Consider the following 26,850-nt stretch of genomic DNA (forward strand, 5'->3'; position numbering starts at 1 on the left):
CCTGCCCAGCTCGTCGATTCCCCCAACGCCCGCCTTACAGCCGCGTCACGCGCGCTCAGTAAGTACCCACCCGCACCCGCAACACCACGGGCACATTGCCAGCCGCATCCACACGCCCGAAGTTGAGGCCGTAATCGGTCTGGTCGCCGTTGAGCTGCCTTTCCATCTGCCAGCGCCCATCGACATACCGCCCCTGCTCCACCCGCAACAGTTGTCCATGACGGGTATCGGCCGCGTCGCGGAAAAATTCAATGCGTGCGGCCATACCGGTCACCAGAAATTCCTCCGGCCCCAGTTGCGCCACCAGTAGCCTGCCGGCGTGGTCGTCGTTGCCCGGCAGAATGGGCGGCGCATCGCCCCACATGGGCGCACCGAACGACACCTTGGCCTCCCAGTCGCCGAAGCGCAGCGTCCGCTGTGGCGCGCCGGGCTGCTCGGTCACCGCCTGCAGGCGGCCGTCGAAGGCCGCCTGCGCCAGAATCCGCTGCATCGGCGCGAGCAGTGTGAAGTTGGCCGCATGGGCTGCAGCCGCTGCGCGGTTGGCCTCGCTGTCGGGGTTGCCATCCATGCCGAACACCGAAAAGCCCATCCCGCCCTGCCCCAGCACATGGAACAGATACGGCGCGGTGGCCGCTTCGAAGCCGGTTTCCGACACCCAGGCCGGGTTGTCGGGCGGCGCGTACTGGCCGATGACCTTGGTGTATTCGTTGTAATCGTTGGTGTAGATGTCGGTGCCGATGAAATCGATCGACGGCGTGGCCGCGCGCCACAGCGCGAAGACGTTCACCGTCGCACCGCCGGACGGATAGTCCATGCCCGGATAGCGCTTGCCCTTGTAGCGCAGCCAGGTGTTGACGTAGAACGGCAGCGGATACACACGCTTGCCGGCGGCGGCCACCTGTTCGATATACGCGGCGGTGGCATACGCATTGAACGCTTCGGCTGCTTCGGCACCGAACAGTTGCTGCCAGCTGCCCTGCGGCTTGCCCAGCGCGCGCGCAATCTGGGCCGGCACCGGTTGTGCGAACGCGGCCTCCCCTGCGGGGCCGTGATCGCGCACGGTACCGATGGCGCCCGGCTCGTTTTCCACCTGCACCAGGATCACGGTATGGCGGTCGCCATCCACCTTGCGCAGGTGCTGCATCAACGCAGTGAATGCACGCGCATCGGCCTGCATATTGGCGGCCACATGGGGCGACAACACATCCACCGGCTCGCCATTGGCGTCGCGCATGCGCGGGTAGGTCGCTTCGTCGCGCTTGATCCATTCCGGCACGTAATGCATCTGGCCATTCTTCCAGCTGCCGAACCACAGCAAGGCCACGCGCAGGCCCCGCTTGCGGGCGCCGGCAATCAGCGCGTCCACATTGCTCGTGTCGAAGCGGCCCTGTTCCGGCTCGAACTGCTCCCAGTACACCGGCGCTTCCACCGTGTTGGCATGCAGGGCAACCACCTCGTCCAACGCCTTGGGCAATACCGCCGGCCATGCGCTGGAGTTGTGCAATTGCGCGGACAGGATCGTATACGGCGCACCATCGACAAACAGCGCGTGGCGGCCGTTCTGGGTGACCAAGCGCGGCAGCTGCTCTGCAGCAAGCAACGGTGTGCTGCCAGCCAGCAATGCCAGCGACCACAGCAGACCCGCCACCCGGCCGCGCCCCTGTGTCTTGAATCGAACAAACAAACCCATCATTGCGCCTCCGATGGCAGGGAATTCCAGTGCGGCGTGGATTCGTTGCGCAGATGGCGCACGAAGAAGTCGTACTGGCGACGTTGCACGTAATCGATCGGCCCGCTGGAGCGGCCGACCGAATGCTCGCCACCCGGTACGGTGAGCAGGTCGAATTCCTTGCCGGCCTTGATCAGTGCGTCGACGACTTGTGCGGTGGACGCCGGATCCACATTGCTGTCCTGCTCGCCGACGATCAGCAGCAGGTCGCCCTGCACCTTGCTTGCATTGGCCACGCCGGACGCCTGCGCATAGTGCGCATCCACCGGCCAGCCCATCCATTGCTCGTTCCAGCTGATCTTGTCCATGCGGTTGTCGTAGCACCCGGCAAACGCAACGCCCACCTTGTAGAACTCCGGATGACGCTCGAGCGCTCCCAGCGTGCTCTGCCCGCCGGCCGATGCACCGTAGATACCGACGCGGCTGATGTCGTAAGACGGGTCCTTGGTCGCCAGCGCACGATGCCAGGCAATGCGGTCGGCAAACCCCGAATCGCCCAGATTTCTCCACGCCACATCATGAAACGCCTTGGAGCGATTTGCGGTCCCCATGCCGTCGATCATCACCACGATGAAACCCAGATCGGCCTGCGCCTGCATGCCGATCTGCTTGTCGCCGCCGGAGTGATAACCGAACGGCCAGAACGTCTTGGGGACGAAGGAATCGTGTGGCCCGGCATAGATGTTTTCGATCACCGGATAGGTCTTGCGCGGATCGTAGTCGCGCGGACGCACCACCATGCCCCAGATATCGGTGGTGCCATCGCGGCCCTTGGCCACGAAGGTCTCCGGCGCGCGCCAGCCGGCGGCCTGCAGCTTGTCGATCGTGCCACGCTCCACGGTGTGCAGCAGCTGGCCATCGATGGCGTGCAGCTCCATCACCGGCGGCAGGTCCGGCCGCGAATAGACATCGACGTAATGCAGGCCGTCATCGGCAATCGCCACATCGTGGTCGGCCTCGGCGTGGGTCAAGCGGGTCAACCGGCGGCCGTCGAAATCCACGCTGTAGAGCTGGCGGTCGTACGGATCCTTGCCCGCATCCATCCCGCTGGCCGTGAACCAGATGCGGCGTTGCGCATCGTCCACGCGCAGCACATCGCGCACCACCCACGGCCCGCGGGTGAGCTGGCGTTTCAGCTTGCCGCTGCGTCCATCGAACAGATACAGGTGCCGCCAGCCGTCACGTTCGGAAATCCACAGCACCTCATCGCCACGCCCGTCTACGTCGTGGCGAAAGCTGCGGTCGGCATACACGAAGGTGCGCGCGTCTTCACCGACTGCCACGCGCGCGCGCCCACTGATTGCATCCACCGCAATCACGCGCATGCGTTGAAAACCACGCTGCACATACTCGAACGCCACACTGCGCCCATCGCTGCGCCACTGCAGCGGCGACAACGAATACGGGTTGTCGAACAACGCGGTGTCCACGTCGCGACGTGTTCCGTCCAGCGCAAATAGCACCGGCCGCTCCACATCCACCGCATCGCCCGGCTTGGGATACAACTGGGTATGCACCACCGGTTGCCCGCCGCCGGCAGGCGCGGCTTCGACGCGGGTGACACGGCGAGCCAGCCCCGGACGCACGCGGTACACCGCCAGCTGCCGCGAATCAGGCGACCAGGCAACACTCTCCAGATCGAAATAGTCATCGGCACGGCCGTCGCTGCTGAGCCGGGTGACCTGCCCGTCGGCGACATGGCGCAACACCAGGTTCCAACCATCGGCCAGCACCTCCCACTTGGCATCGGGCGAGCGACGCGGCGTGGTGTCTGCCGGCACCAGCGGGTCACGCACCACGCCGAAACCGCGTGGGCGTGCCGGCTGCAGCCGAGCATCGGGTGCGCAGTGGTAGGTGGTCAGCGTGCAACGCCAGGGCGCATCGTCCAGTGCAAAGACAATGGCGCCATCGCTGCGTTCGCCCTCGGTTGAAAACCAGAACTGCTCGAACGGCAGGCGCAGCGGCGCATAGGGTTGTCCGGTTGCCGCACGCAGGCCCTGTGCCAGGCGCGCCTGATCGAAGGCCGGCTGCTTCTGCAACGTGGCCACATCGGTACTGACGAACGCAAAACCACCCGGCACCGTCTTGCGGTAATGGAACCTGCCATTGTCCTGCCATTGCGCCGGCCAGGCGACATTCTCCGTCAGAGTGATCCACTGCTCGCGCAACCCCAGCGAGCGTTGGTAATCGGCAACGCTTGGCGCAGCCTGCACAGCACCGGACAACAGCATCACCGAGGCGACTAGCGCAGACCATGGACGCAAACCAAGTGCGCTGCGGCGCGCCTCACTCACCATCGTCCTCCTCCAGCGCAAGCTCGTCGCTGCGCAAACCGCTGCGCGCGCCCCAGTGGTAAATGAAGAACGCAATGGCCGCCACGGCCAGCGTATCGAACGGATGCGCAATCCAGCCATGTCCGCCGAACGTCCCCGCCCACGACACCAGCATCACCAGCACGAAGAACACGATCAGCCACAACGATGCGTGCACCTGCCGCACCAGGCGCGCGCGGCCTTCGCGCGAAGGCAGGCGGTACAGCACATACAGCACGAACGCGAGCACCTGCAAGCCCAGCAACCACGACAAGGTCGGCCAGGTGGACCAGTACACGATCAACGCCGCCACCATGAACGACAGCGGCCCCAGCACCGGCAGGCCACGCACGAAAAATGGGCGCGGCAAGTCCGGCGCGCTGCGGCGCAGGGCCGCCACCGTGATCGGCGCCACCGCATAGCTCAGCACCAGGGCCGCCGACACCACGCCGATCAGCGTCTCCCACGAGGGAAACGGCAGCGTCCAGAAGATCGACAAGCCCAGGCTCAACCACAGTGCCGGACGCGGGATGCCCGACGCCGGATCCACCCGCGTCAGCACTGGCAAGAATCCACCGCTGCGCGCCCAGCCATACACCACGCGCGGCGTGGCATTCATGTAGATGTTGCCGGTGCCGCTGGGCGAGACCATCGCATCGCAGATCACCAGTGCCGCCAGCCACGCCATGCCCAGCGCCAGAGCGATGTCGTGGTACGGCAGCGAGAAGGCCTTGTCGATACCCGCCCAGCCGTGTGCGAGCTGCGCGGCCGGGATGCTGCCCAGGAACGCCAGCTGCAGCAGCACGTAAATCACCGTGGACAGCGCCACCGACAGGATCAGCGCAATCGGAATATTGCGCTGCGGGTCGCGCACTTCGCTGGCCACCGACACGATCGGGGTCAATCCCAGGTACGCGAAGATGATGCCGCCGGCCGAGATCGCCGCTTCCACGCCTGCCATGCCAGATGGCGCGAACCCATGCACGCTCAGATTGCCGGCATCGAAGTGCTGCATCAGCAGCACGATCACCAGGATCGGCACCAGAAACTTGAAGATGCTGACGATGTTGTTGGCCAGCGCAAAGGTCTTGACGCTGAAATAGTTGAGCACGAAGAACAGCACCAGCAACGCCAGCTGCACCAGCCAACCCACGACGCTGGGATGGGTGCTGTTCGGCTGGCTCAACCACGGGAACCACGCCGCTGCGTATTGCCGCGCCGCCTCCACTTCGATCGCGATCAGGCTGGAGAACGCGATCAAGGTGATGAAGCCGGTCAGCGAGCCGAGCAAGGCGCCATGCGAATACTCCGGGTAGCGCACCACTCCGCCGGCGCGCGGCAATGCCGCACCGAGTTCGCAATACACCAGCCCAAGCAACAGCACCGCGATGCCGCCGAGGATCCACGACACGATGCCGGCCGGCCCCGCGATCGATGAGACGTGGCTGGCCGAAAACAACCACCCGGAACCGAAGATCGAACCCAGCCCGATGAAGGTCAGGTCGGTCAGGCTCAGCCGCTTGTGGAACTTGCCTTGTGTGGCCATGGTGCCCCTCATTGAAAAGGTTGTCGCCGGTTCCCAACTACTGCAGCTGTTCCCTTCTCCCTGCGGAAGAAGGTGCCCCGGAGGGGCGGATGAGGGTACGCGCGCAGCCTCGTGTCATTTCGACACTGCGCAGCTTCGCCCCGTACCCTCACCCCAACCCCCGCTTCCCGCCCCGGCCCGCGCTTGCGGCGCGGGCGCTCCAAGGCACGCGCGCCGATGGCGCGCAAACTGTGCCTTCTCGCCCCAAAGGGAGAGGGGCTCCACTGACACCCCTTCTCCCTGCGGGAGAAGGTGCCCCGAAGGGGCGGATGAGGGTATGCGCGCAGCATCGTGTCGTTTCGACACTGCGCAGCTTCGCGCCGTACCCTCACCCCAACCCCCGCTTCCCGCCCCGGCCCGCGCTTGCGGCGCGGGCGCTCCAAGGCACGCGCGCCAGTGGCGCGCAAACTGTGCCTTCTCGCCCCGGGGCAACGGGGCTTCACAGCATTGCTATTGCTCCGACGCCTCCTGAGCCCAGGGCGACTTCCCACCCTCGGCGATGAAGCGGGCGATGCGTTGCTCCAGCACCGGGAGCGGCACCGAGCCGGTTTCCAGGATCGCGTCGTGGAAGGCACGGATGTCGAACTTCTCGCCGAGCGCGGCTTCGGCCTTGTGCCGCAACTCGATGATCTTCAGCTCGCCCAGGTAGTACGACAGTGCCTGCCCCGGCCAGGCGATGTAGCGGTCCACCTCGGTGGTGACTTCGTGCTCGCTCAGCGCAGTGTTGTCGCGCAGGTAGGCCTGCGCCTGCTCGCGCGTCCAGCCCTTGTGGTGGATACCGGTATCGATCACCAAACGGCAGGCGCGCCACATCTGGTAGGTCAGGTAGCCGAACCGGTCATAGGGCGTGTCGTAAATGCCCATTTCCTGGCCCAGGTACTCCGAATACAGCGCCCACCCTTCGCCATAGGCGGAGATGTAGCCGTAACGACGGAACTCCGGCAAACCCTGCGCCTCTGCCGCCAGCGGCATCTGCAACGCGTGGCCGGGCGAGGATTCGTGCAAGGTCAGCGCGGTCAGGTTGTACAACGGCCGCGACGGCAGGTTGTAGGTATTGACCAGATAGATGCCCGGCCCACCGCGACCGCCGGTGTAGAACGGCGCCAGCTCCGGCGGCACCGGTTCGATGGCGAAGCGACGGCGCGGCAGCCGGCCGATGTAATCGCCCACCTTGGCGTCCACGCGCTTGGCGATCCACGCCGCCTGCTTGAGCAACTCTTCCGGCGTCTTGGCGTAGAACTGCGGGTCGGTACGCAGGAAGTGCAGGAATGCCGGGAACACGGCCTGCCCAGCCGGCGGCTTGAAGCCGCTGGCCGCGATGGTCTGGTCCATCTGCGTGCGCAGCTTGGCCACCTCCTGCAAGCCGATCTGATGGATCTGGTCGGGGCTCAAGTCCAGCGTAGTGAACTCGCGAATCTGCGCACGGTAATACGCCTGCCCGTCCGGCAACGCTTCGCCGGCCAGCGTGGTGCGTGCGCGCGGCTGGTACTCATTGCGGATGAAGTCCAGCAGCCTGGCGTACGCCGGCACCACCTGTGTCTGAATGACACTGACCGCCTGCTGGCGCAGTTGCGCCTGCACATCGGCCGGCAGCGTCGCCGGCATCTGCTTGAATGGCGCGTAGAACGGGTTGGCCTCGCCTTTGGCCTGCGCCACATCGGCGATGGACTGGTCGCGCCCGGTCATCGTGACCCGCGGCTGGGTGAAACCACGCGCCAGCCCGGCGCGCATATTGTCGGTGTGCTCGGCGAAATAGCGCGGGATGTCGGCCAGCATCTTCAGATACCGCTGGTAATCCTCACGCGTGCGCAGCTTGACTTCGGCGCTGAAGCCCAGATCGCTCCAGAACGCCGAGTCGCTGTTGAACGGCATTTCCCAGGCGCGAAAATGCTGCTGGTCCAGCAACACCTGCAATTGCTGCCGGTACACCTGGTAACTCACCTGATCCTCGGCCGACAGCTGCGCCTGCGGGATGGCGTCCAGTTCCTTCAACACCTGTTGCCAATACGCCGTGCGCAGGTTTTGCGTGGCGACATCGACCTTGGGCAGATGGTCAGCTTGTTGCTCCTGCGTGGCCTGGTTGTCTTCATCCACCGCGCCGGACGCCTGCGCCTGGCGCCAGCGCCACTCGCGTGTGTACAAGGCCTTGAAGCGTGCCGCTGCGGTGTTCTGAGTGGCCGCAGCCGCGACCTCGGCCGCTTTCGCAGGCAAGGCCAGGCCGCCCAGGCTGGCTGCAATCAGCAGCGTCAATGTGCTCGCACGTAACGTGCCGATAGTGCTCATTGGTGTGCCTCCGGCGCCGCCTTGGCCTGAGCAATCCACTGCCGCACGCGTTGCTGCAGCAGCGCCAGCGGCATCGCGCCGCCGCCCAGCACCGCATCGTGGAAGGCGCGCACATCGAAGCGCTGGCCGAGTTCTTTCTCGGCTTCCGCACGCAGCGCCAGGATCTGCAGCTGCCCGAGCTTGTACCCCAGCGCCTGGCCGGGCCAGACGATGTAGCGATCGGTTTCGGACTGGATGCTGGGCTCGTCGTCGGACGGATGTGCGTGGAAGAAATCCACCATCTGCTGGCGGTTCCAGTGCTTGTAGTGCACGCCGGTGTCGAGCACCAGCCGGTTGGCGCGCAGCAACTCGCCGGACAGGCGCCCATAGTCGTTGTACGGATCCTTGAAGAAACCGATCTCCTTGCCCAGGCGCTCGGCATACAGCGCCCAACCTTCGATATAGGCGTTGTAGCCGGCCTGCTGGCGGAACGGCGGCAACGGCAAGGTCTGCGCGAGCGAAATCTGCAGGTGATGACCCGGGACCCCTTCGTGATAGGCGGTGGTTTCGATATTGATCAACGTGCGGCTGGCGAAGTCGCTGGTGTTGACCTTCACGATCGCCGGCTTGGTGCCTTCCGGATTGCTCTGCCAATATTCGGCACCCGGTGCGGTGCGTCGGAAGGCCGGCATCGCCTGCACTTCCAACGGGGTCTTGGGCAGATGGCCGAACAACTTCGGCAGCTGCGGTTCCATTCCCGCGATGTACTGGCGGTACTGCTGCAGGATCTGCTCGCCCGAGGTGGCGAAGTGTCGTTTGTCGGTCTCCACCGCCTTGCGGAAGCTTGCCAGATCCGCAAAACCCTGCGCCTTGGCGATCTGCGTCATCTCGCCTTCGATGCGCGCCACCTCGTTCAGGCCGATCTGGTGGATGTCCTCCGGCGCCATGTCGGTGGTGGTCTGGGTGTGGATGGCGTAACGGTAGCGGCGCTCGCCATCGGGCAGCGACCAGACACCTTCCTGCGCGCGCCCCTGCGCGGCATATTCGTCGCGGACGAACGCGGCCAGCTTTAGGTAAGCCGGGCGCACCTGCTGGTCGATCGCGGCGAGCAGCTGTTTGCGCAGCACCTCGCGCTGGTCGGCCGGTACGGCGGCGTCGAGCTTTTTCAATGGCGAGGCGAACGGACTCTGCTCGCCGGTCAAGGCCGCAATCTTGTCGATCTGCTCAGGCAGGCGTTCGAGCAGATAACGCGGCTGGGTGAGGCCGTCCTTCGCCCCCTGCCGCGACACCGCGATCACCTGGTCGATCACCGCCGGAATCGTCTGCAGCCGCTTGATGTAGTCCCGGTAATCCTTGGCGTTTTCGAACGGGAAGGCATCGCCGTACCCGGCCAACGCCAACTGTATGCCGCCGATCGGTTCCAGCGGCATTGCATAGGTCTTCAGGTCGATGCCTTCCAGCTTGTCGCGCAACTGGCCCAGCATCATCTGCAGGCTGAGCTGGCGTTGCGCGTCCAGCGGCTTGGCATCCACCGCTTCGAACTGCTTGAGCAGGTCGGCCGTTGCGCTGCGCTCTGCTTGCACGGCCGCCAGCGAGTAATCGCTCCAGCGGTCGTTGTAGCGCTTGTCGCCGATGATGCTGGCGAACTCGGGGTTGTGCTGCAGTTGGGACTGCCACTGCTTGTCCAGCAGCGCATCGAAGGCCTTGGCAGCCTGCTCGCCGGTCGAGGCGGAGGCAGGCGTGGCCTGCTCCGCTGCGGGTGGCGCCGGCTTGCAGGCGGTGAACAAGGCCGCGGCGAGCAGACCGATGGCAACAGGACGCAGGTGTTTCATGCATTCACTCCAAGATGCAAGGACCGCGGTAAGGGCGCGCCTGAGCGCGAATGGCGTTACTCGGTAATGCCCGTCGCGCCGGGTGCGCTCCTACGCGTGCGTGAACCTTTGCAGGCTCACGCAAACGGTTGATCGATCGCCACCGACGGCGGCGTGAACCACTGCGCGCCATCGTCGGTCACGTGGAAATGGTCTTCCAGGCGCACGCCGAACTGCCCCGGCACCACGATCATCGGCTCGTTGCTGGCACACATGCCCGGCTGCAACGGCAGCGCATTGCCGCGCACCAGGTAAGGCGCTTCGTGAATCGCCAGGCCGCAACCGTGACCGGTGCGATGCGGCAACCCGGGCAGCCGATAGTCGGGCCCGAGCCCGGCTGCTTCCAGCACCTTGCGTGCCGCCTGGTCCACCGCCTCGCATGCCACGCCGGGACGGATCGCTGCGAATGCCGCCGCCTGCGCGGCCTGCTCCAGGTCCCAGATGCGCTGCTGCGCGTCGTTGGCCGCACCATAGATCCAGGTGCGGGTGATGTCGGAGTGGTAGCCCTGCACGGTGCAGCCGGTGTCGATCAACACCATCTCGCCCTCGCGCAGGTGCTGCACGCCCGGGATGCCGTGCGGAAACGCAGTAGCGTGGCCGTACTGCACGATACAGAAGGTCGATCCGTTGTCGGCGCCCAGCGCGCGATGCGCCTCGTCGATGAAGCGCACCAGTTCATCGGTCCCGAGCCCTTCGTGTGCGAGACCGGCCGCCAGCCGTTGCACCAGCAAGGTCATATCGCACGCCTGCTGCATCAATGCCAGCTCGGCCGGCGACTTGCACATGCGGCAGCCATCGATGATCGCGCCGGCATCACGGATCGCCTTGCCCAGATGCGCACGCAGGCCGGTGTGCACGGCGAACGCAATGCCCGGGTCCAGCGCCAGGGCGTGCGCATGGCGCTCGTCCATGGCCTGTACCACCAGTGCATACGGGTCGTCGTGCTCTTCCCACAGGTATTTGGTCACCGGGATCTTCAGCACCGCATCCAGCGAGCCTTCCTCGAACATGGGGCAGAGCAACACCGCATCGCCCTCCAGCGTCAGCAGCAGGGCCACCAGACGCTCGCTCGCCCCCCACGGCACACCGGTGAAATAGCGCAGCGACGTGCCGGCACCGATCAACAGCGCATCCACGCCATGTGCGCGCATGAGGCTGCGTGCACGCTCGATGCGGCGCTCGTATTCGTCCGTGGCGATTGGCGCGGCGCGCTGTGTCCACGGCGCGAGTTGCTTACGCGCTTGCTCCACCGACAGCCCGCCGATCTGGCTGCTCATGCGCCGGCTCCCAGATCGGCGGTGCTCCATTGCCCGTCGACAAAACGCGCCACGCCGCCCGGATTGCGCTGGCGCAGTTCGGCGGGCAGCAGTGCATCGGGCACCGCGTCGTAGCTGTGCAGGGCGGCAAACCGTCGGATGGCGCCGGGGATGCCCACCGCGGTGAAGCCCGGATGCCCGGTGCTCGGGAACGGGCCACCGTGGTTCTGCGCCGCGCTCACCGCCACGCCGGTTGGCATCTTGCTGTTGATCAACCGCCCTACCCGCGCGCGCAACACCGGCGCGATGGTCTGCCACGCGGCATCGTCGCGGCCATCGGCCGCGCGGTACAACGTGCCGGTCAGGTTGCCTTCGAACGCGGCCGCCACCTGTGCCATCTGCGCCACATCGGCTGCGCGCACCAGCAGGCTTACCGGGCCGAAGGCCTCGGCCTGCAGGGCGTGCGGGTTGGCCAGGAAGGCGTGCGCATCCACGCTCAACAAGGTCGGCGCATAGCGGTAACCGTCCTCGCCGGTGTGTCCGCCGGCCAGCATGCTGGCGCCGGCGGCACGCAGGCTCGCCACACCACGTTGCACGCCTTCCACACCAGAGGCGGAGAACAGCACCATCGGCATGGCCGCGTCGAAATGCGCCTTGCTGGCCGCAACGAACGCATCGCCAGCAGCGCCATGCGGCACCACCACCACGCCGGGATTGGTGCAGAACTGCCCGCTCCCCAGCGTGCAGGAGGCGAAGAAGTCCTGCGCAAGCGCGTCGCCGCGTTCGGCCAGCGCGCCCGGCAACAGGAAGACCGGGTTGACGCTGGAAAGCTCGGCATAAAACGGCACGCCCGCCGCGTCTGCGGCGGCCTTCAGTGCCAACCCGCCGGCACGGCTGCCAGTGAATCCGATCGCGCCCAGCCGCGCATCGCCCGCCAAGCGCAGGCCGATGGCATTGTCGAAGTGATACAGCAGTTGCACCGCCGCCGCAGGCAGACCAGCCGCGACCAAGGCCTGATGCGCAAGCTGCGCCATGCGCTGGCTGGTGGCCGGATGCAACGGATGCGCCTTGGCAATGACCGGGTTGCGCGCGGCAATCGCCGAGGCGAAATCGCTGCCGGCAATCGCATTGAAGGCGAACGGAAAGTTGTTGGGACCGAACACCAGCACCGGTTTGCCTAGCGGCGCCAGGTGCGAACGCAGATCTGCCGCGCTGTCGATGATGGGCTGGGTCCAGCTGTAGCTGCGCACGGCCTGTGCGGCCTGCCGCAGTTGGCCGCTGGTGCGCGGCAGTTCGTTGCCGCGCAAGCGTGTGGGCGCCGGCAGCGCCGTCTCGGCATGCGCCAGCGCGACCAGGTTGTCGGCGTCGGCATCCAGCGCGTCGGCATAGCCTTCCAGAAAGGCAGCGATCCGCTCCACCGGTGCGGCCGCCAACTCCGCTGCCACTGACTGCGCCGCCGCCACGGCCGCTTCCACATCGTCCGCACCACTGACCGGAAAGTACGGCCCGATCGGCTCGCCGGTGGCCGGATCGGCAGCACGGAAGCTGCCGGTGGCGGCGCGGCTGGCTTGCCATTGCCCTGCCAGCAGGATCTCGGCTGCGGCCGCGGGAATGGAGTGGTTCGTATCGTTCATGACGGCACCTTCGGTGACAGGGAAGCAGGACCGGCGCTCGGTGCGCTGGCGGCCGACCAACAAGACGATGAGGATGCAGCACTGGATGCCACATCCGCATCGGCCAACGCATCGCAGCGCGCGCAGGCAGGGCGCGTGCTACGAATCGGCACAACTGCCACCCTGCGCTTACCGACAGGCACGACGGACCAGGGCAGCATCAGTGCGCCATCAAGGCAATGTGGGCGCGGTGGCGATGGCATGGTCGATCACCTTCAACGCGGCATCGCGCTCGGCGCCGGCCACCACCAGGCGCGGCGCACGCACCTGCTCGCTGCCCATGCCCACCTTGGCCTGTACCAGTTTGATCAGCTGCACGAACGTAGGCACCGTGTCCAGGCGCAGCAGCGGCAGGAACCAGTGGTAAAGCTCCCTGGCCGCCGGGTATCCGCCATCGCGGGCGAGTTCGAACAGGCGTACCGATTCTTTCGGATACGCATTGACCAGGCCGGCGATCCAGCCCTTGGCGCCCATGCTCAGGCCCTCGACGATGGCATCGTCCATGCCCACCAGCAGCGCCAGGCGATCGCCCAGCAATTCCTGCAGCGCGGCGAAGCGGCGCACATCGCCGGAGGACTCCTTCACGGCCTGCAGGTTGGGGAATTCGGCGGCCAGCTCGGCGATCTGCGCCGGGCCGAAATCGGTCTTGTAGGCCACCGGGTTGTTGTACAGGATCACCGGCAGATCGGTGGCGCCGATCACCGCGCGCACATGCGCGCCCATTTCGCGCCAGTCGGTGGAATACACGTACGGCGGCAGCACCATCAAGCCGCCGCAGCCGATGTCCCTTGCCGCCTTGGCCAGCGCCACCGCTTCGCCGGTGGCCAGGCTGGCGATGCCCGGCACCACCGGCACGCGGCCGTTCAAGGCGGTGACCAGCGTGCGCAGGATCGCCAGCTTGTCTTCCACGCTCAAGGTCGCGGCCTCGCCCAACGAGCCCAGCGGCACGATCGCGGTGCAACCGGCATCCACCAGTTGATTGGCGTGCTTGCCGAGGAAATCGTGGTCGATCTCGCCGTTGGCGGTGAACGGAGTGGTGATGGCCGGCAGCACGCCGTGCCAGAACGCAGCATTGCTCATGGATGTTTCCCTTGCGAGTCGGAAGTGAACGGGTCGGCCAGCGCCGCGAGGCGGACCGGAAACAACGGCGGCCGGCGGCCGGCGTCGGTGGAAAGATCGGGCGGGCAACGCCCCAGCTCGGCCAGCGCAGCGCCGCAGATGCGGCCCTGGCAGGCGCCCATGCCGCAGCGCGAGGCAAGCTTGGCGTCGCGTGCATCGGTGAAGCTGTCCAGGGCAGCCAGCGGTACGTCTTCGCAGCGGCAGATCAACGTGTCCGCCTGCGCCAGGGTGCGGATGCGCGGGTCAAGCGCGAATTGCCGCTGCAGCAGGTCGGCAAACGCACGCGCGGCGTGACGCCGTGGCTGCAGGCGCAGCGCCGCCTCCGGTGCATCGGCGGCCATATGCCCGGCCATCGCCCCTTCGATCACTGCGCAATCGCGGCCGCCGATGCCGCAGACTTCACCGGCGGCAAAGACCTGGTTGACGCTGGTACGCAACAGCGCATCCACCTGCACCTGCTGGTGCGCGCCGTAGGCTTGCAGCTGGCAACCCAGCAATTGCGCAAGTTCGGTGTTGGGCACCAGGCCATAGCCCACCGCCAGTTGATCGCAGGCAAGACGCGTGCGGCCGCCGGGCCCGGCGAGTTCCACTTCGCGCAGCTGCGTGTCGCCATGCGCGGCAATCACGATGCTGCCGGCGCGATATGCCACCGCGCGCAGCTGCAGGCGCAACGCCACCGCCTGCGCCGCCTTGCCCGGCCAGCGCCACAACTGCAGTGCGAACTGATGCAGGGCGGCCGGCGAGGTTTGTTCGTGAATGCCGAGCACGCGCGCGCCATGCCGTTGCAACGTGGCCGCACTGGCCAGCAACAACGGGCCACTGCCGGCCACCAGCACGCGCTTGCCCGCCAGCGGCCAGCCCTGCTTGGCCAGCGCCTGCGCCGCGCCGGCACCGGTGACGCCGGGCAGGGTCCAGCCCGGGAATGGCAGCAGCAGTTCGCGCGCACCGGTGGCCAGCACCAATGCGGCGTAATGCAGTTGCAGCGTGCCGTCGGGGCCATCGGCCAGGAGCCAGCCCGGCTGCGCCAGCAAGATCTGCGTGCGCGTCAGCACGGTGATCGATGCATTGCCGGCCACTTGCTGCAGCAATGCGCGCGCATCGGCCGGCGCGCCGTGTTGCACATCGCTGCGCCACACCTGACCGCCGGTCCGTGGCTGCATGTCGACCACGCCCACCCGCACGCCTTGGCTGGCCGCCGCCCGCGCCGCCGCCAGCCCGGCCGGACCGGCGCCGATCACCAACACATCGAAATGCAGCGCGCGCTCAACCATCGGTGCGCACCTGCATGCCATCGCATGCGTCCACCAGGCAGGCGCGTTGCTGTCCCACGCCGTCGATGCGCACGCGGCATTCGAAACACACGCCCATGCCACACAGGGGCGCGCGCGCTTGCCCACTGCTCGATTGCCGAAACTGCAACGTCGCCTGCGCCACTGCCGCCGCCACGCTGGCACCGGCCGGCACCTGGACCAGGCGCCCATCCACGTGCAGACGCACCGTCGCGCTCATGCGCGCGCGCCTTGCACGGCACGCGCCGGTGCGTAGGGCGCCGGGTCGATGGCCGGGGTGCGCCCGAGCAGGCTGTCCACGATCACCCGTGCGCTCCCCAGCGCCGTGGTGACCCCCAACCCCTCGTGACCGGCGGCCACCCACACATCGCGTCGGCCGGGCACCGCCCCCAAATACGGGCGCCCGTCCGGCGTGGCCGGACGCAGGCCGGTCCACACGCGGATCGCCTGCAACTCACGCAGCACCGGCAGGTACGCAAAGGCACGCTGCAACATCTGCTGCAGCACCGGCATCGACACGTCGCGGTCGTGCTCGCCGAACTGGCGCGAGGAACCGATCAGAATCTGCCCAGTGGGCCGCGGCTGCACATTGAAGGCCACGCTGGTCTCGTCGGCCCCATGCGCCGAATCCGCGTAGCCCAGTTCCAGCAGCTGATGCCGGATCAGCCCCGGGTGCCGGTCGGTGATCACCAAATGGCCCTTGCGCGGGCGCAATGCCAGCTCGGGCAATAGCTGCGGCAAGGCCACACCGCTGGCCACCAGCACCGGCCCGGCGAGCATCTGCCCATCGTCCAGACGCACCGCATGCTCCTGCAGCTGCACCACGCGGCGGCCGGCGAACACGCGTGCACCGGACGTGCAGGCCGCGCCTACCAGGTGGCGCGCGACCCGCGGCGGATACACCACCGCTTCATCGGGCACGCGCATGCCGCCAGCCAGCCCGGGCACCAGCTGCGGCTCCAGCGCATACAGCTGCGCGGCATCGATCGCTTCGGCATGCAGGCCGGCCGTTGCCAGGCGCGCGATCTTGGCTGGCACCGCCGCCAGTTCGCGCGCATCGCGGGCCACCCACAGCGTGCCGCAGCGGCTGAATTCGGCGTCGCCGAGCGTGGCGAAGCGTTCCCATAGCCGCAGCGAATACGCCGACAACGCCAGCTCGGCCGGGTCGTCGTCCATCGCCACCAAATGCCCCATCGCCGCTGCGGTGGCGCCACCGCCGATCGGTCCCGGCTCGACGATCGCCACGCGAAGGCCCTCGCCCGCCGCGGCTTCCGCGCAAGCGGCGCCCACGATGCCGGCGCCGATCACGATCAGGTCGTAACTGCGTCGCGTGTATGCGGCAGACGCGGCGGGCCCGGATCCGGCAACCGCAGTCAATCCAGGCGCCGCTGCCGACGCGTGCGTTGCAGCAACGGTCCCTGCCATCGCAGCGGACAGTGCTGCGCCAGGCGGCGTGACCGACGCAAGCACCGGCGCGGGCCGCTGGGGTTCCATCAGGCCACGATGCCCCAGGCGAACGGGTCCGCCGGGTCGATCACCAGCTGCGCGCGCGCGGTGATGTACGCCCGCCCACTGATGCGCGGTGCGATGCCGCGCCCGCTCAGCCGATAACTGCCTTCGAAAGCGCTGCCCAGAATGCCTTGCTGCACCCAGCGCTCGCCTTCGGCCAACTTGCCGTCCGCCGCCAGGCAGGCCAGCTTGGCGCTGGTGCCGGTGCCGCACGGCGAGCGGTCATAGGCCAGCCCCGGGCACAGCACGAAATTGCGCGCCACCCCGCTGCCGTCGGGTGCGGCGCCGTTGACTTCGATATGGTCGATCTCGCCACCGGCCTCGCCGGTGATCCCGGCCGCTTCCAGGGCCAGCCGAATCGCCTCGGTGTAGGCGGTCAGCTCGCGCTGGTGCGCCAGGTCCAGCGCGCACGGCGCATGCTCGGTGATGAAGAACCAGTTACCGCCCCAGGCCACGTCGCCGCGCACCCGGCCATGCCCGGGCACCTCCACTTCCACCCCGCTGGCAAACCGATAGCTCTCGACATTGTCCACCGACACCGTGCCGTCGTCGGCCAACGCTACCCCCACCGTTCCCACCGGTGTCTCGATCCGGTGCTGGCCCGGCCCGATGCGCCCTAACGCGGCCAGCGTGCGGACCACCCCGATGGTGCCGTGCCCGCACATGCCCAGGTAGCCGACATTATTGAAGAAGATCACCCCGGTGCAGGCGCCTGGGTCGCGCGCGGGCAGCAACAAGGCGCCCACCATGGTGTCCGACCCACGCGGTTCGCACGCGATGGCGCTGCGCCAGTGGTCGAACTCGCTGCGAAAGCGTTCGCGGCACTGCGCCAGATCGCCATCGCCCAGATCTGGAAAACCGGAAAGGACCACGCGGGTAGGCTCGCCAGCCGTGTGGGAGTCGATGACGTCGATGGTGTGCATGCCACATGCTCCCACTGCCGACCTGCGGGCGACTAGCGTTCAATGCCGAGTGAAAATGCGGAAATCCGCACAATCACCACCCCAATCACGACCACGCGTTTGCGCTAGGATCATTGCTGGGCTGCACCGTCGTGCAACCGTCTAATCGTGACCGCTACCATGACCCTGATGGACCTCAACCTGCCCGCCCTGGAAATGCAGACGCTGTTCGATGCACTGCCGGATGTGGTGTTCTTCATCAAGGACAGCGAGGGCCGCTACACCCATTGCAACCTGACCCTGGTGCGCCGGCTGGGACGCAAGCTGCGCAGCGAGATCATCGGCCGCTCGCCGCTGGAAGTGTTTCCGTTGCCGCTGGGCGGCAGCTACATGATGCAGGACCGCCGCGTGCTGTGCGGCGAGCTCATCGACAACCAGCTTGAAGTGCATCTGTACCCCAACCGCCTGCCGGGTTGGTGCCTGACCTTCAAACGCCCGCTGTGCGAGGCTAATGAGGTGATCGGCGTGGTCGGCATCTCGCGCGACCTGGGCCAGCCCGACAGCCGTCATTCCGCGTACGAACGCTTGAGCCAGGTCATGGACCACATGCAGGCCAACTTCGGCGACAACCTGCGCGTGCAGAGCCTGGCCGACCTGGCCGGGCTGTCGGTGGCGCAGCTGGAACGCCACTTCCGCCGCGTGTTCCAGGTCACCCCGCAGCAATTGCTGACCAAGTTGCGCATCGAATCGGCGATGCGGCTGCTCTACGGCGACGACAGCATCGCCAGCATCGGGCAACGCTGCGGGTTCGCCGACCAGAGCGCCTTCGCGCGCCAGTTCAAGGCCACCGTCGGTATGACGCCGCGCGATTACCGCGCGCTCAAAGGTCAGTTGTAAGGACACAACTTCGCGTTGACACATCGCTGGCACAAATGCCGAATTCGGCAGGATTTGTCATGCGCTGGCGCAGCTAGGTGAGTCGCCAGACCTGCGTGCGGCGGTGCATGCAATGCGCCCGGGCGCGGCGCTGGAGGCAGCGTCAAGGTGTCGGGGGGGCCGGATGATAGACTTTCGGGTTTCCCCTACTGCGTTGCCAATGGCCAGCTTTTTTCGCCGTCACAAGCCAATCACGCCAGACAGCTCGCGTACCTCGCGCTACAGCCTGGAAGAACTGGCAGCCGCATTCCCCACCGCGCCGTCTGCCGCCACCCCGGCATCGCCGGTCGAAGCGCTCGCCACGGCCGAGCCAGGCACAGAGACGGCTGCAACGCCGGCTGTTGCGCCTGTTGCGCCTGTCACGCCTGCTCCGGCAGGCAGCGAGCCTGCTGCGCCGGCACCGCCGCAGACCACCGCTGCGCCAGCCGACCAGCTGGCACAGGAGATCGCTGCACGCACGGGCCAGGCGCAAAGCGTTGCCGCCGTTCCCAGCGCACCGACAACTCCTGCGGCGCCTGCGCCGACCGCATTGCAGGCGCTGCCAGACCCGGTACCCGCCAGCGCCCCCAGCGCGCCGGTTGTGGTGGTGCCGCCGGTCGTGGCGCAGCCACAGACTGTCCCGACGCCGCCTCCCGTCGTGCCTGCGCAGCCAGCCGCGCCTTCGCAACGCGCAGCCCCTGCCGTGGTCGCGCCGCCGGTCTCGACGCCTGCAGCGGCTGCTGCACCTCCCGCCAGCGCGCCCCCAACCAGTGCCGCGCCGACGGTCACCGCACCGGCCATCGTCAGCGCGCCGCTGCCGAGCACGCAGGACGAGAGCATTGTCGGCCAGCGTGATGCCCTCCCCGCCGCACCGGCCGGAAAACCCGGCTGGCGCGAACGGCTGCGCAACAGCACCTTCGCACGCAGCTTCGGCGGCCTGTTCTCGCGCAACCCCAAGCTCGACGACGACCTGCTCGACGAGATCGAAACTGCGTTGATCACCGCCGACGTCGGCATCGGCGCCACCACCGCGTTGATCGACGGCCTGCGCAAGCGAATGAAGTCGCGCGAATTCGTCGACGCCCAGGCGCTGTTCAAGGCCTTGCGCGCCGACCTCATCGCGCTGCTGCAGCCGGTCTCCAAGCCGCTGGTGATCGACCGCTCGCTCAAACCCTTCGTGGTGCTCACCGTTGGCGTCAACGGCGTCGGCAAGACCACCACCATCGGCAAGCTCGCCAAGCGCTTCAAGGACGAAGGCAACAGTCTGATGCTGGCGGCCGGCGACACCTTCCGTGCTGCCGCGGTGGCGCAATTGCAGGCCTGGGGCGATCGCAATGGCGTGGCCGTGATCGCGCAGGGACAAAACGCCGATGCCGCTTCGGTGGCGTTCGACGCGCTGCAGGCCGCCAAGGCGCGCGGCACCGATGTGTTGATCGCCGACACCGCCGGCCGCCTGCACACCCAGACCGGGCTGATGAACGAGCTCGGCAAGATCCGCCGCGTGCTCGGCAAGATCGATGCCGCCGCGCCGCACGAAGTCTTGATGGTCATCGACGGCACCACCGGCCAGAACGCCATCTCGCAGCTGCGCCAGTTCCATGCTGCCGTGGGTGTCACCGGCCTGGTCGTGACCAAGCTCGATGGCACTGCCAAGGGCGGCGTGGTGTTCGCGCTGGCGCGCGAGTTCAATATCCCGATCCGTTTTGCCGGTATCGGCGAGCGCCCGGAAGATCTGCGCGTCTTCGACCCGGTCGCCTTCGTCGACGCGCTGTTGCCGGACGCGTTGGGCGGCTGATTGGAAGATGCCTGCGCGCATCTGCAACCGCTGTGCGCGCAGGCGCTACAGGCAGGTGGCACGGTGCGGCAGGTGTCATGCGATTGGCCCCAGACAAGACCCGTACTGGAGTTCGCCCAGCCCTTGCCCGCAGGACTCTGAAAGCAAGGCTGCGCGGATGCGTCAGTGGCCTGGTCCCCTGCGCCGACACCACCGCAGTGGCCGCCTGGCGATACAGGATGGCGCTGCGAACGGTGCCTGGGCGCAATGACGTGCCGCTGCGGCGAAGGGATGCGCCGCACGAGGTACGCAGCAGATCCGCTCCGCGTCACGTAACTCTCGCCTCGCCCTCCATCGCCAGCACAGCTCATGCCAGCCGACCACGCCACTCCTTCCGCTGATGCATTCGTCGACCGCCTGTTGCACTGGTTCGACGGCCATGGCCGCCATGATCTGCCCTGGCAGCATCCACGCACGCCCTACCGGGTATGGCTGTCGGAGATCATGCTGCAGCAGACCCAGGTCGCGGTGGTCATTCCGTATTTCCACAAGTTCATGGCGCGCTTCCCTCAGCTGGCCGATCTGGCGGCGGCCGACAACGACACCGTGATGGCGCAGTGGGCCGGACTGGGCTACTACGCCCGCGCGCGCAATCTGCATGCCGCCGCCAAGCAATGCGTCGCGCTGCACGCCCGGCAAGTGCCGCGCGACTTCGATGCACTGCTTGCGCTGCCGGGCATCGGCCGCAGCACGGCAGGCGCGATCCTGAGCCAGGCCTGGAACGATCGCTTCGCGATCATGGACGGCAACGTCAAACGCGTGCTCGCGCGCTTCCACGGCATCGCCGGGTATCCCGGCCTGCCGGCGATCGAAAAACAGTTATGGCAACTGGCCACCACCCATGTTGCGCATGTCCCGGCTGGCCGCCTGGCCGACTACACCCAGGCGCAAATGGATTTCGGCGCCACGCTGTGCACGCGCGCCAAGCCCGCCTGCGTGCTGTGCCCGCTACAGACCGATTGCATCGCACGCCGCGATGGCTTGGTCGAGGCGTTGCCCACCCCCAAACCCGGCAAACCGCTGCCCGAACGCGAGGCCACTGCGCTGTTGCTGCTCAATGCCGATAGCCACATCCTGCTGCAGCGACGCCCGCCAACCGGCATCTGGGCCTCGCTCTGGACGCTGCCGCAGGCCGATACCGACAGCGGCATGCGCGCCTGGTTCGCAGCGCATATCGACGGCACCTACGAGCGCGCCGACGAGATGCCGTTGATCGTGCACACCTTCAGCCATTACCGGCTGCACTTGCAGCCCCTGCGCCTGCGCAAGGTCGCGCTGCGTCCGGCGGTGCGCGACAATGACGATCTACGCTGGGTCGCGCCCGCCGATCTCGCATCGCTGGGCCTGCCGGCGCCGATCCGCAAGTTGCTCGACGCGTTATAAGCGCGTCTCCCAAAGGAATCCGCATGACCCGCACCGTGTTCTGCCACTACCAGCAAAGCGACGCCGAAGGCCTGGATTTCGTGCCGTATCCGGGCGAGCTCGGCCAGCGCATTTTCGCGCAGATCGGCAAGACCGCCTGGCAAGCGTGGCTGGCGCATCAGACCATGCTGATCAACGAAAACCGGCTGTCGCCGCGCGACCCCAAGCACCGTGCCTTTCTCGAAGCGGAGCTGCAGAAGTTCCTATTCGAGCGCAACGCCGACAAGCCGGACGGCTACGTGGCGCCGCTGGGTGAGGAATAGTTGGCGCAGACATTGTGATTTAGGGATTGGCAGCAAGGTCGGGCGTTGACAGCCGGAATGCGGGATCACGCTTCATGGCCGTGCTCCGGGTATCTGGAATGGTGATTGGCGACGACAGGCACTGGCCCGTCCGACATTAACGCGCAATCGACATTTATCACTGACGCTGGCGGCGCGCAGTGGCAAAAGTCGCCTTGATGATTGCGCAAGCGCTCACTGACGCGCAGTTGAATCTGGCCGACGTCGAAGAGGCAGCCGACCGCGTCGCGCAGCGCATTGCCTGCCTTGTTCTGAGCGGTCGGCTGGAGGCTGCGGGTGATGTGGCCGACTGGCGACACGTCTCGCTGCCCATTCGCCGCACGCACGCTGACGCAGCCACGTAGGGACTGCGCGACGCATCGCTGCAGTTCCCTACCCAACGGCACATCGACGGCCCACTGCTGTGGGGCAGCGCGCTATTCGGCATTGTTAGGGGACTGGTCGGGCGCTGCACGGCGCCCGCGTTGCCGAGCGCGTCTGCGTTACGGCCGTCCAGCTGGTGTTCGTGGTCGGTTCGTGTCGCAGTGCTGATCGGCAGGCGGCTGCACCTGCGCTATCGACAGAGCACCGCACATTATCCGCGTCGCTGATCGCATCACTGGCCGCGACGGCTGCATCGCCGCTCATCGGCAATGCACCCCGCTACCTCCGCTCGTATGCATCGGGCCAACGACCCAACGCATGGCCATCGATATCCGGGGAATTTCCACAAAGACGGTGTAGGAGCATCGCGATCTTCACCCGGCAGCCAATCGGCGATTGCAAGCATGTTTCGGTGACGCCACCGCATCGCGATAGCGTCACCGGGCGGCACACGCGCTCAGCCCACCCCGGTCGGCCCATCCAGCAGCATACGGATGCGCTTGAGCAATTCCTTCTGCGTATAGGGTTTGCTGACCACATCGAACTCGGCGCCGCCCACGTCGGTGCGCTGGATGCTGGCATCGGCGTAACCGGTGGTGAGCAGGATCTTGATCTTGGGCAACATGCGGCGCGCCTCACGGGCGAGCATCACTCCGTTCATGCCACCGGGCATGATCAGGTCGGTGAACAACGCATCCACCTGCGGAGTCTTCTCCAAGATCTCCACCGCCTCGCGTCCGCTGGACGCAGACAGGATGCGGTAACCGGCGTTTTCCAGAAACATCCGGGCCACCACCGCCACGTCCTGCTTGTCTTCCACCACCAGGATGGTTTCGTTGCCCCCCTTGTCGATGGCGCGGCTCTTGGCTGCCTGCAAATCGTTTTCGAATTCGCTGGAGGCAGGGAAATACAGCCGCACGGTGGTGCCTTCGCCCACCTCGCTGTAGATGCGCACGGTGCCGCCGGACTGCTTGACGAATCCGTACACCATCGACAAGCCCAGGCCGGTGCCCTGCCCTTCCTCCTTGGTGGTGAAGAACGGTTCCATCACCCGGCTGACCACCTCCGGCGGCATGCCCGAGCCGGTGTCGGTCACGGCGATGCTGACGTAGCGGCCCGGGGCCAGCTGGTGGTACATCGCCAGGTCGTGGCCGGTGATCTCCACGTTCTGGGTTTGCACCGTGACTTCCTTGCGCTCGGCCTGCGCCATCGCGTCGCGCGCATTGATCAACACGTTCAACAACGCCACCTCTGCCTGGGTGGTGTCGATCTGGCAGTTCCACAGCCCTTCTTCCAGCACCTGGCGCAACGTGACGCCGCCCCCCAGCGCGCGCTCGGCCATGTTGGTCATGCCGGCCACCAGCCCGTTGAGGTTCACGACCCGCCCGCGCAGTTTCTGCTTGCGTGAAAACGCCAGCAATTGCTGGGTCAAGGTGGCCGCCTTGGCAGCCGCTGCCGCGGCGTGTTCGGCACTGAAGGCAATCCGCTCGGCATTGCCCCCGCCGGCGCTGGCCATCATCTGGATCACTTCCAGATGTCCAGACATCACCTGCAGCAGATTGTTGAAATCGTGCGCGATGCCGCCCGTCAGCTGGCCCAGGGCCTCCATCTTCTGCGCCTGGCGCAGCGCGTCTTCGGCATCGCGGCGCCGGCTCACATCCAACTGCGAGCCGAAGAAATACACCAGGTTGCCCTTGTTGTCGAACACCGGCGAGATGAACAGCGCATTCCAGAACGAAGAGCCGTCCTTGCGGTAATTCAGCACCTCGGTGGCAATTTCGCTGCGGCTTTCGATCGATTCGCGCACATCGCTGATGCTGGCCGGATCGGTCTCCGGCCCCTGCAGGAAACGGCAGTTATTGCCGATGACCTCATCGGCGGCATAGCCGGTCATCTCCAGAAACGCGCGGTTTGCGAACACGATGGGATTATCCGGAAGATGCGGGTCGGTCACCGTCATTGGCATACGCGTGGTTTCCACGGCGGCAAAGAAGATGTCCGAGCGGTGCTTCTCGACAGGCAGGCCGCTTGTGTCGCTGATCTGAGGCGCCCGCAGCTCTCCGTGACCGGGATCGTTCAAGTGATGTTCTCCGCGGGGCCGTTCCCGTGGCCACAGTTTAGTTGGGTTCGGTGAGGCGATTCGTCACATCCATGAGCATTTCCCGTACGGCCGCGCCCGCCATCGAACCGGATGCGCTGCGATAGCCCCCCCGTCACGGTGCAGGCGTATAGGCAGACAGCAGGACCGGCTGACGCGGATCGGCGGCAATTTCTTTGTGCTCGCGCAGCCGCAGCGCGTCGGCATCGGGCGTGTCCTGGGTGTTCATTTCCCATGCTTCGATCACGCGCTTGTGGAATACGAAAACGCCGCGGCGGCGGTCGTAACGAAAGGTGATGTAGTCGGTCCAGTGTTGTCCGCACGCCACCCCATTTTGCACGGTGAAATACGCGCCCTTCGCGACCAGGCCCTGGTCGCTGTCCAGGAACGGGTCGCACTGTCCGCCTTCGTCGGCTCTGAAGATCACCCGCGTGCTGCGCGCGGCTTGGACAAACCCGCCGTCGGCGTTTGCAACCAGCACCAGCAAGGTACGCGGCGGTGCCGCATCGCCATGGCCACGCAGCGTTTGTTCTGCCGATGCACGCAACGCAACCACGTAATCCAGCCGGCCATCGCCGGTGAGATCTGCGCGAGCGACGCTCATCACCGACTGCCCGGCAGGTAACAACTTGGCAGCGCCGGCGGGCAGCGTGGCGGCGCCGGCTGGCATTGCAAACGTCGCCGTCATTGCCAGCACTGTTGCCCACCACCGGCATCGTGTCGTCATCGCTGTATCCTGGTCTGCGTCGCGGCTGCCAGGATAGCCGGCCGCACCTGCCCCCGCGCGGTGGCATCGGACTGCAACACGCAGGGCCGTGTCGCACGTTCGTCGCATGCGCTGCGGCGCGCACGCACGATGGCGCCGCAATACTGTCGAGCGTCTCCAGCATTGCGTCGCCATGCCGCGTTTTTCGCCAGTGAAGATCGCATGTCAAGCCCGCTTGCCGGCTCACGCCTGGCTGCCGAAATCCCCACGTCCGATTGATGCTTCCACCGCGATGCTGGCCTCGCACCACGGCGTCCAGTGGTGCATTCCCCAACTGACGAATGAGAATCTGCAATGGCAAATCAGAACGACAACAAGGGTGGCACCAGCAACCGCGGCTTTGCTTCGATGGACGAAGACAAGCAGCGCGAAATCGCCTCCAAGGGCGGCAAGGCGGCCCATGAAAGTGGCAACGCCCACGAGTTCACCTCCGAAGAAGCGCGCGAGGCCGGCAAGAAGGGTGGCCAGGCGAGCGGTGGCGGCAACAACCGCTGAGCAGCACAACACGGCAGGTACCACGGCGCTTCCGGAATTGCTGCAGCTCTTCCGGAAGCGTTCTTTTCAAGAATCGTGCAGCGTCTCAGCTGATGCGACAGCACATCGGCACGCTGCTGCCCGATGACAACGATTTTCCGCACGCACTCATACGCCACCGAGCATGCAGCAGCCCCAGGCCCTCTGGGTGGTTACGCACGCATCGAGACGCCGGCGCAGCAGACCAAGGTCCGTCGTGGCCCGCAGTGAACGCGTTCGCCGCGGTCTCGGTGCGGTCGAATACGCCTATCCCGATCATTTACGCAGCACGCTCGCAACCTTGCCAACGACTGCCGGGGTGTAGCTGTTCCACGGCCAGGACAGCGAACTGCCGTTGTACATCGGCAAGAGCGTGAACTTGCGTGGGCGGGTGATGGATCACTTCCGCACGCCACGCGAAGCCGCCTTATTGCGCCAGACCCGTCGCATCAGCGTGTTCGAAATGGCCGGCGATCTTGGCGCGCAGCTATTGGAATCGCAGCTCATCAAATCGATGCGCCCGCTGTACAACCAAAAACTACGTCGCGTCCCGCATCAGTTTTCGATCCGGCTGTATTGTGGCGATGTGTCTATCGTGCATTCGGCCGAGCGCGATCCGGCGGTCACACCGTGGCTGTATGGGCTCTATTCCAGCCCACGCGCCGCCAAGGAAGCACTACGGCGGCTGGCCGATCGCGACCGTCTTTGCTACGGGCTGCTCGGCCTGGAACGCGCCACCGATGGCCGCCCGTGTTTCCGCGCCATGTTGAAGCGCTGTGCCGGTGCCTGCCATGGCGCCGAATCGCTGGGCGACCACGAGACGCGTCTGCGCGCTGCCCTTGAGCATCTGGAACAGGCCGTCTGGCCCTTTCCTGGCGCGGTGGCGTTAAAGGAAGAAGGCAAGCAGTTGCGCCAGTTCCACGTGCTGCGCAACTGGCATTATCTGGGCAGTGCCACCTCGCTGGCTGCTGCCCGCAAACTGAAGACCGCACCCGGCGACTTCGATCGCGATTGCTACCGGATTTTGCGCAAGGGGCTACAAACGCATCTGCACAACGTGGTGTTGCTCTAAGCACGACTTGAGCGGGCGCGCTCATTTCGGCACTCGCAGTAGGCGCTGAGTTCAGGCA

The 26,850-nt window shown here is 66.4% G+C and carries 20 protein-coding genes and 2 pseudogenes; 8 read left to right on the forward strand and 14 right to left on the reverse strand.

Annotated features, from left to right (window positions below):
* Positions 1 to 55: 55 nt before the first annotated feature.
* The 12 genes from FLG15_RS12960 to FLG15_RS13020 form a co-directional block, all read right to left on the reverse strand.
* Positions 56 to 1,690 (reverse strand): DUF5597 domain-containing protein, encoded by a 1,635-nt coding sequence (locus tag FLG15_RS12960; protein WP_209227242.1) that lies wholly within the window; start codon positions 1,688 to 1,690, stop codon positions 56 to 58.
* Positions 1,690 to 4,026 (reverse strand): S9 family peptidase, encoded by a 2,337-nt coding sequence (locus FLG15_RS12965; RefSeq protein WP_057680139.1) that lies wholly within the window; start codon positions 4,024 to 4,026, stop codon positions 1,690 to 1,692. Before FLG15_RS12965 ends, FLG15_RS12960 begins: the two co-directional genes overlap by 1 nt.
* On the reverse strand, positions 4,016 to 5,587 hold the full coding sequence (locus FLG15_RS12970; protein ID WP_057680140.1) for an APC family permease: 1,572 nt from the start codon (positions 5,585 to 5,587) through the stop codon (positions 4,016 to 4,018). Before FLG15_RS12970 ends, FLG15_RS12965 begins: the two co-directional genes overlap by 11 nt.
* A 489-nt stretch (positions 5,588 to 6,076) precedes the next feature.
* A complete protein-coding gene (locus FLG15_RS12980; RefSeq protein WP_150146504.1) occupies positions 6,077 to 7,909 on the reverse strand; it encodes a DUF885 domain-containing protein in 1,833 nt (610 codons plus the stop codon).
* Positions 7,906 to 9,720 carry a DUF885 domain-containing protein gene (locus tag FLG15_RS12985; RefSeq protein ID WP_057678194.1) on the reverse strand — a complete coding sequence of 605 codons (1,815 nt, stop codon included), beginning with the start codon at positions 9,718 to 9,720 and terminating at the stop codon, positions 7,906 to 7,908. Before FLG15_RS12985 ends, FLG15_RS12980 begins: the two co-directional genes overlap by 4 nt.
* 116 nt (positions 9,721 to 9,836) lie before the next feature.
* The gene (locus FLG15_RS12990) at positions 9,837 to 11,036 is read right to left on the reverse strand and encodes a M24 family metallopeptidase (protein WP_057678195.1); all 1,200 of its coding nucleotides are present in this window, start codon (positions 11,034 to 11,036) and stop codon (positions 9,837 to 9,839) included.
* Positions 11,033 to 12,649 carry an aldehyde dehydrogenase family protein gene (locus FLG15_RS12995; RefSeq protein WP_057678206.1) on the reverse strand — a complete coding sequence of 539 codons (1,617 nt, stop codon included), beginning with the start codon at positions 12,647 to 12,649 and terminating at the stop codon, positions 11,033 to 11,035. The genes FLG15_RS12990 and FLG15_RS12995 overlap by 4 nt, the downstream gene beginning before the upstream one ends.
* Positions 12,650 to 12,859: 210 nt before the next feature.
* Positions 12,860 to 13,768 carry a dihydrodipicolinate synthase family protein gene (locus tag FLG15_RS13000; RefSeq protein WP_057678196.1) on the reverse strand — a complete coding sequence of 303 codons (909 nt, stop codon included), beginning with the start codon at positions 13,766 to 13,768 and terminating at the stop codon, positions 12,860 to 12,862.
* Complete coding sequence (locus FLG15_RS13005) at positions 13,765 to 15,078, reverse strand: FAD-dependent oxidoreductase (protein WP_209227246.1); 1,314 nt, start codon at positions 15,076 to 15,078, stop codon at positions 13,765 to 13,767. Before FLG15_RS13005 ends, FLG15_RS13000 begins: the two co-directional genes overlap by 4 nt.
* Complete coding sequence (locus FLG15_RS13010) at positions 15,071 to 15,316, reverse strand: 2Fe-2S iron-sulfur cluster-binding protein (RefSeq protein ID WP_057678198.1); 246 nt, start codon at positions 15,314 to 15,316, stop codon at positions 15,071 to 15,073. Before FLG15_RS13010 ends, FLG15_RS13005 begins: the two co-directional genes overlap by 8 nt.
* On the reverse strand, positions 15,313 to 16,473 hold the full coding sequence (locus tag FLG15_RS13015) for an NAD(P)/FAD-dependent oxidoreductase (protein ID WP_139790934.1): 1,161 nt from the start codon (positions 16,471 to 16,473) through the stop codon (positions 15,313 to 15,315). Before FLG15_RS13015 ends, FLG15_RS13010 begins: the two co-directional genes overlap by 4 nt.
* A 116-nt stretch (positions 16,474 to 16,589) precedes the next feature.
* Positions 16,590 to 17,528 carry a proline racemase family protein gene (locus tag FLG15_RS13020; protein ID WP_150146511.1) on the reverse strand — a complete coding sequence of 313 codons (939 nt, stop codon included), beginning with the start codon at positions 17,526 to 17,528 and terminating at the stop codon, positions 16,590 to 16,592.
* 159 nt (positions 17,529 to 17,687) lie between these two features.
* On the opposite strand from FLG15_RS13020, the gene FLG15_RS13025 reads away from it, so the two are divergent.
* The 6 genes and pseudogenes from FLG15_RS13025 (at position 17,688) to FLG15_RS13055 (ending at position 22,570) form a co-directional block, all read left to right on the forward strand.
* A complete protein-coding gene (locus FLG15_RS13025; RefSeq protein ID WP_017157083.1) occupies positions 17,688 to 18,404 on the forward strand; it encodes an AraC family transcriptional regulator in 717 nt (238 codons plus the stop codon).
* A 199-nt stretch (positions 18,405 to 18,603) separates the two neighbouring features.
* A complete protein-coding gene (gene ftsY, locus FLG15_RS13030) occupies positions 18,604 to 20,217 on the forward strand; it encodes a signal recognition particle-docking protein FtsY (RefSeq protein ID WP_057678201.1) in 1,614 nt (537 codons plus the stop codon).
* 348 nt (positions 20,218 to 20,565) lie between these two features.
* Complete coding sequence (gene mutY / locus FLG15_RS13040) at positions 20,566 to 21,639, forward strand: A/G-specific adenine glycosylase (RefSeq protein WP_057678202.1); 1,074 nt, start codon at positions 20,566 to 20,568, stop codon at positions 21,637 to 21,639.
* Between the two features lie 23 nt (positions 21,640 to 21,662).
* A complete protein-coding gene (locus tag FLG15_RS13045; protein ID WP_017157086.1) occupies positions 21,663 to 21,941 on the forward strand; it encodes an oxidative damage protection protein in 279 nt (92 codons plus the stop codon).
* Positions 21,942 to 22,046: 105 nt separating this feature from the next.
* Positions 22,047 to 22,311: pseudogene (locus FLG15_RS13050) on the forward strand (hypothetical protein).
* A 16-nt stretch (positions 22,312 to 22,327) separates the two neighbouring features.
* Positions 22,328 to 22,570 (forward strand): annotated as a pseudogene (locus tag FLG15_RS13055) (hypothetical protein).
* 230 nt (positions 22,571 to 22,800) lie between these two features.
* On the opposite strand, the gene FLG15_RS13060 reads toward FLG15_RS13055, so the two are convergent.
* Positions 22,801 to 24,423, reverse strand: a complete 1,623-nt coding sequence (locus tag FLG15_RS13060; RefSeq protein WP_150146514.1) for a hybrid sensor histidine kinase/response regulator — start codon at positions 24,421 to 24,423, stop codon at positions 22,801 to 22,803.
* Positions 24,424 to 24,556: 133 nt separating this feature from the next.
* Complete coding sequence (locus tag FLG15_RS13065) at positions 24,557 to 25,129, reverse strand: hypothetical protein (RefSeq protein WP_150147688.1); 573 nt, start codon at positions 25,127 to 25,129, stop codon at positions 24,557 to 24,559.
* Positions 25,130 to 25,501: 372 nt separating this feature from the next.
* Between FLG15_RS13065 and FLG15_RS13070 the strand changes: the two genes are divergently transcribed.
* Together FLG15_RS13070 and cho are read left to right on the forward strand one after the other, a co-directional pair.
* Positions 25,502 to 25,702 (forward strand): KGG domain-containing protein, encoded by a 201-nt coding sequence (locus FLG15_RS13070; protein WP_005914053.1) that lies wholly within the window; start codon positions 25,502 to 25,504, stop codon positions 25,700 to 25,702.
* 343 nt (positions 25,703 to 26,045) lie between these two features.
* Entirely contained in the window at positions 26,046 to 26,792 is a 747-nt protein-coding gene (gene cho / locus FLG15_RS13075) for an excinuclease Cho (protein WP_244665583.1), read from the forward strand.
* Positions 26,793 to 26,850 lie beyond the last annotated feature (58 nt).

Source organism: Xanthomonas phaseoli pv. dieffenbachiae (assembly GCF_008639345.1).
Taxonomy (GTDB): domain Bacteria; phylum Pseudomonadota; class Gammaproteobacteria; order Xanthomonadales; family Xanthomonadaceae; genus Xanthomonas; species Xanthomonas phaseoli.

Excerpts from the sequence above, each read along its gene's own strand:
- FLG15_RS13045 (WP_017157086.1), top strand. The coding sequence starts at position 21,663 with ATGACCCGCACCGTGTTCTGCCACTACCAGCAAAGCGACGCCGAAGGC.
- FLG15_RS12980 (WP_150146504.1), bottom strand. The coding sequence starts at position 7,909 with ATGAGCACTATCGGCACGTTACGTGCGAGCACATTGACGCTGCTGATT.
- FLG15_RS13070 (WP_005914053.1), top strand. The coding sequence starts at position 25,502 with ATGGCAAATCAGAACGACAACAAGGGTGGCACCAGCAACCGCGGCTTT.
- FLG15_RS13005 (WP_209227246.1), bottom strand. The coding sequence starts at position 15,078 with ATGGTTGAGCGCGCGCTGCATTTCGATGTGTTGGTGATCGGCGCCGGT.
- FLG15_RS13020 (WP_150146511.1), bottom strand. The coding sequence starts at position 17,528 with ATGCACACCATCGACGTCATCGACTCCCACACGGCTGGCGAGCCTACC.
- FLG15_RS12960 (WP_209227242.1), bottom strand. The coding sequence starts at position 1,690 with ATGGGTTTGTTTGTTCGATTCAAGACACAGGGGCGCGGCCGGGTGGCG.
- FLG15_RS13010 (WP_057678198.1), bottom strand. The coding sequence starts at position 15,316 with ATGAGCGCGACGGTGCGTCTGCACGTGGATGGGCGCCTGGTCCAGGTG.
- FLG15_RS13065 (WP_150147688.1), bottom strand. The coding sequence starts at position 25,129 with ATGACGGCGACGTTTGCAATGCCAGCCGGCGCCGCCACGCTGCCCGCC.
- FLG15_RS12985 (WP_057678194.1), bottom strand. The coding sequence starts at position 9,720 with ATGAAACACCTGCGTCCTGTTGCCATCGGTCTGCTCGCCGCGGCCTTG.
- FLG15_RS12995 (WP_057678206.1), bottom strand. The coding sequence starts at position 12,649 with ATGAACGATACGAACCACTCCATTCCCGCGGCCGCAGCCGAGATCCTG.
- FLG15_RS13025 (WP_017157083.1), top strand. The coding sequence starts at position 17,688 with ATGACCCTGATGGACCTCAACCTGCCCGCCCTGGAAATGCAGACGCTG.
- FLG15_RS13000 (WP_057678196.1), bottom strand. The coding sequence starts at position 13,768 with ATGAGCAATGCTGCGTTCTGGCACGGCGTGCTGCCGGCCATCACCACT.
- mutY (WP_057678202.1), top strand. The coding sequence starts at position 20,566 with ATGCCAGCCGACCACGCCACTCCTTCCGCTGATGCATTCGTCGACCGC.
- ftsY (WP_057678201.1), top strand. The coding sequence starts at position 18,604 with ATGGCCAGCTTTTTTCGCCGTCACAAGCCAATCACGCCAGACAGCTCG.
- FLG15_RS12990 (WP_057678195.1), bottom strand. The coding sequence starts at position 11,036 with ATGAGCAGCCAGATCGGCGGGCTGTCGGTGGAGCAAGCGCGTAAGCAA.
- FLG15_RS12970 (WP_057680140.1), bottom strand. The coding sequence starts at position 5,587 with ATGGCCACACAAGGCAAGTTCCACAAGCGGCTGAGCCTGACCGACCTG.
- FLG15_RS12965 (WP_057680139.1), bottom strand. The coding sequence starts at position 4,026 with ATGGTGAGTGAGGCGCGCCGCAGCGCACTTGGTTTGCGTCCATGGTCT.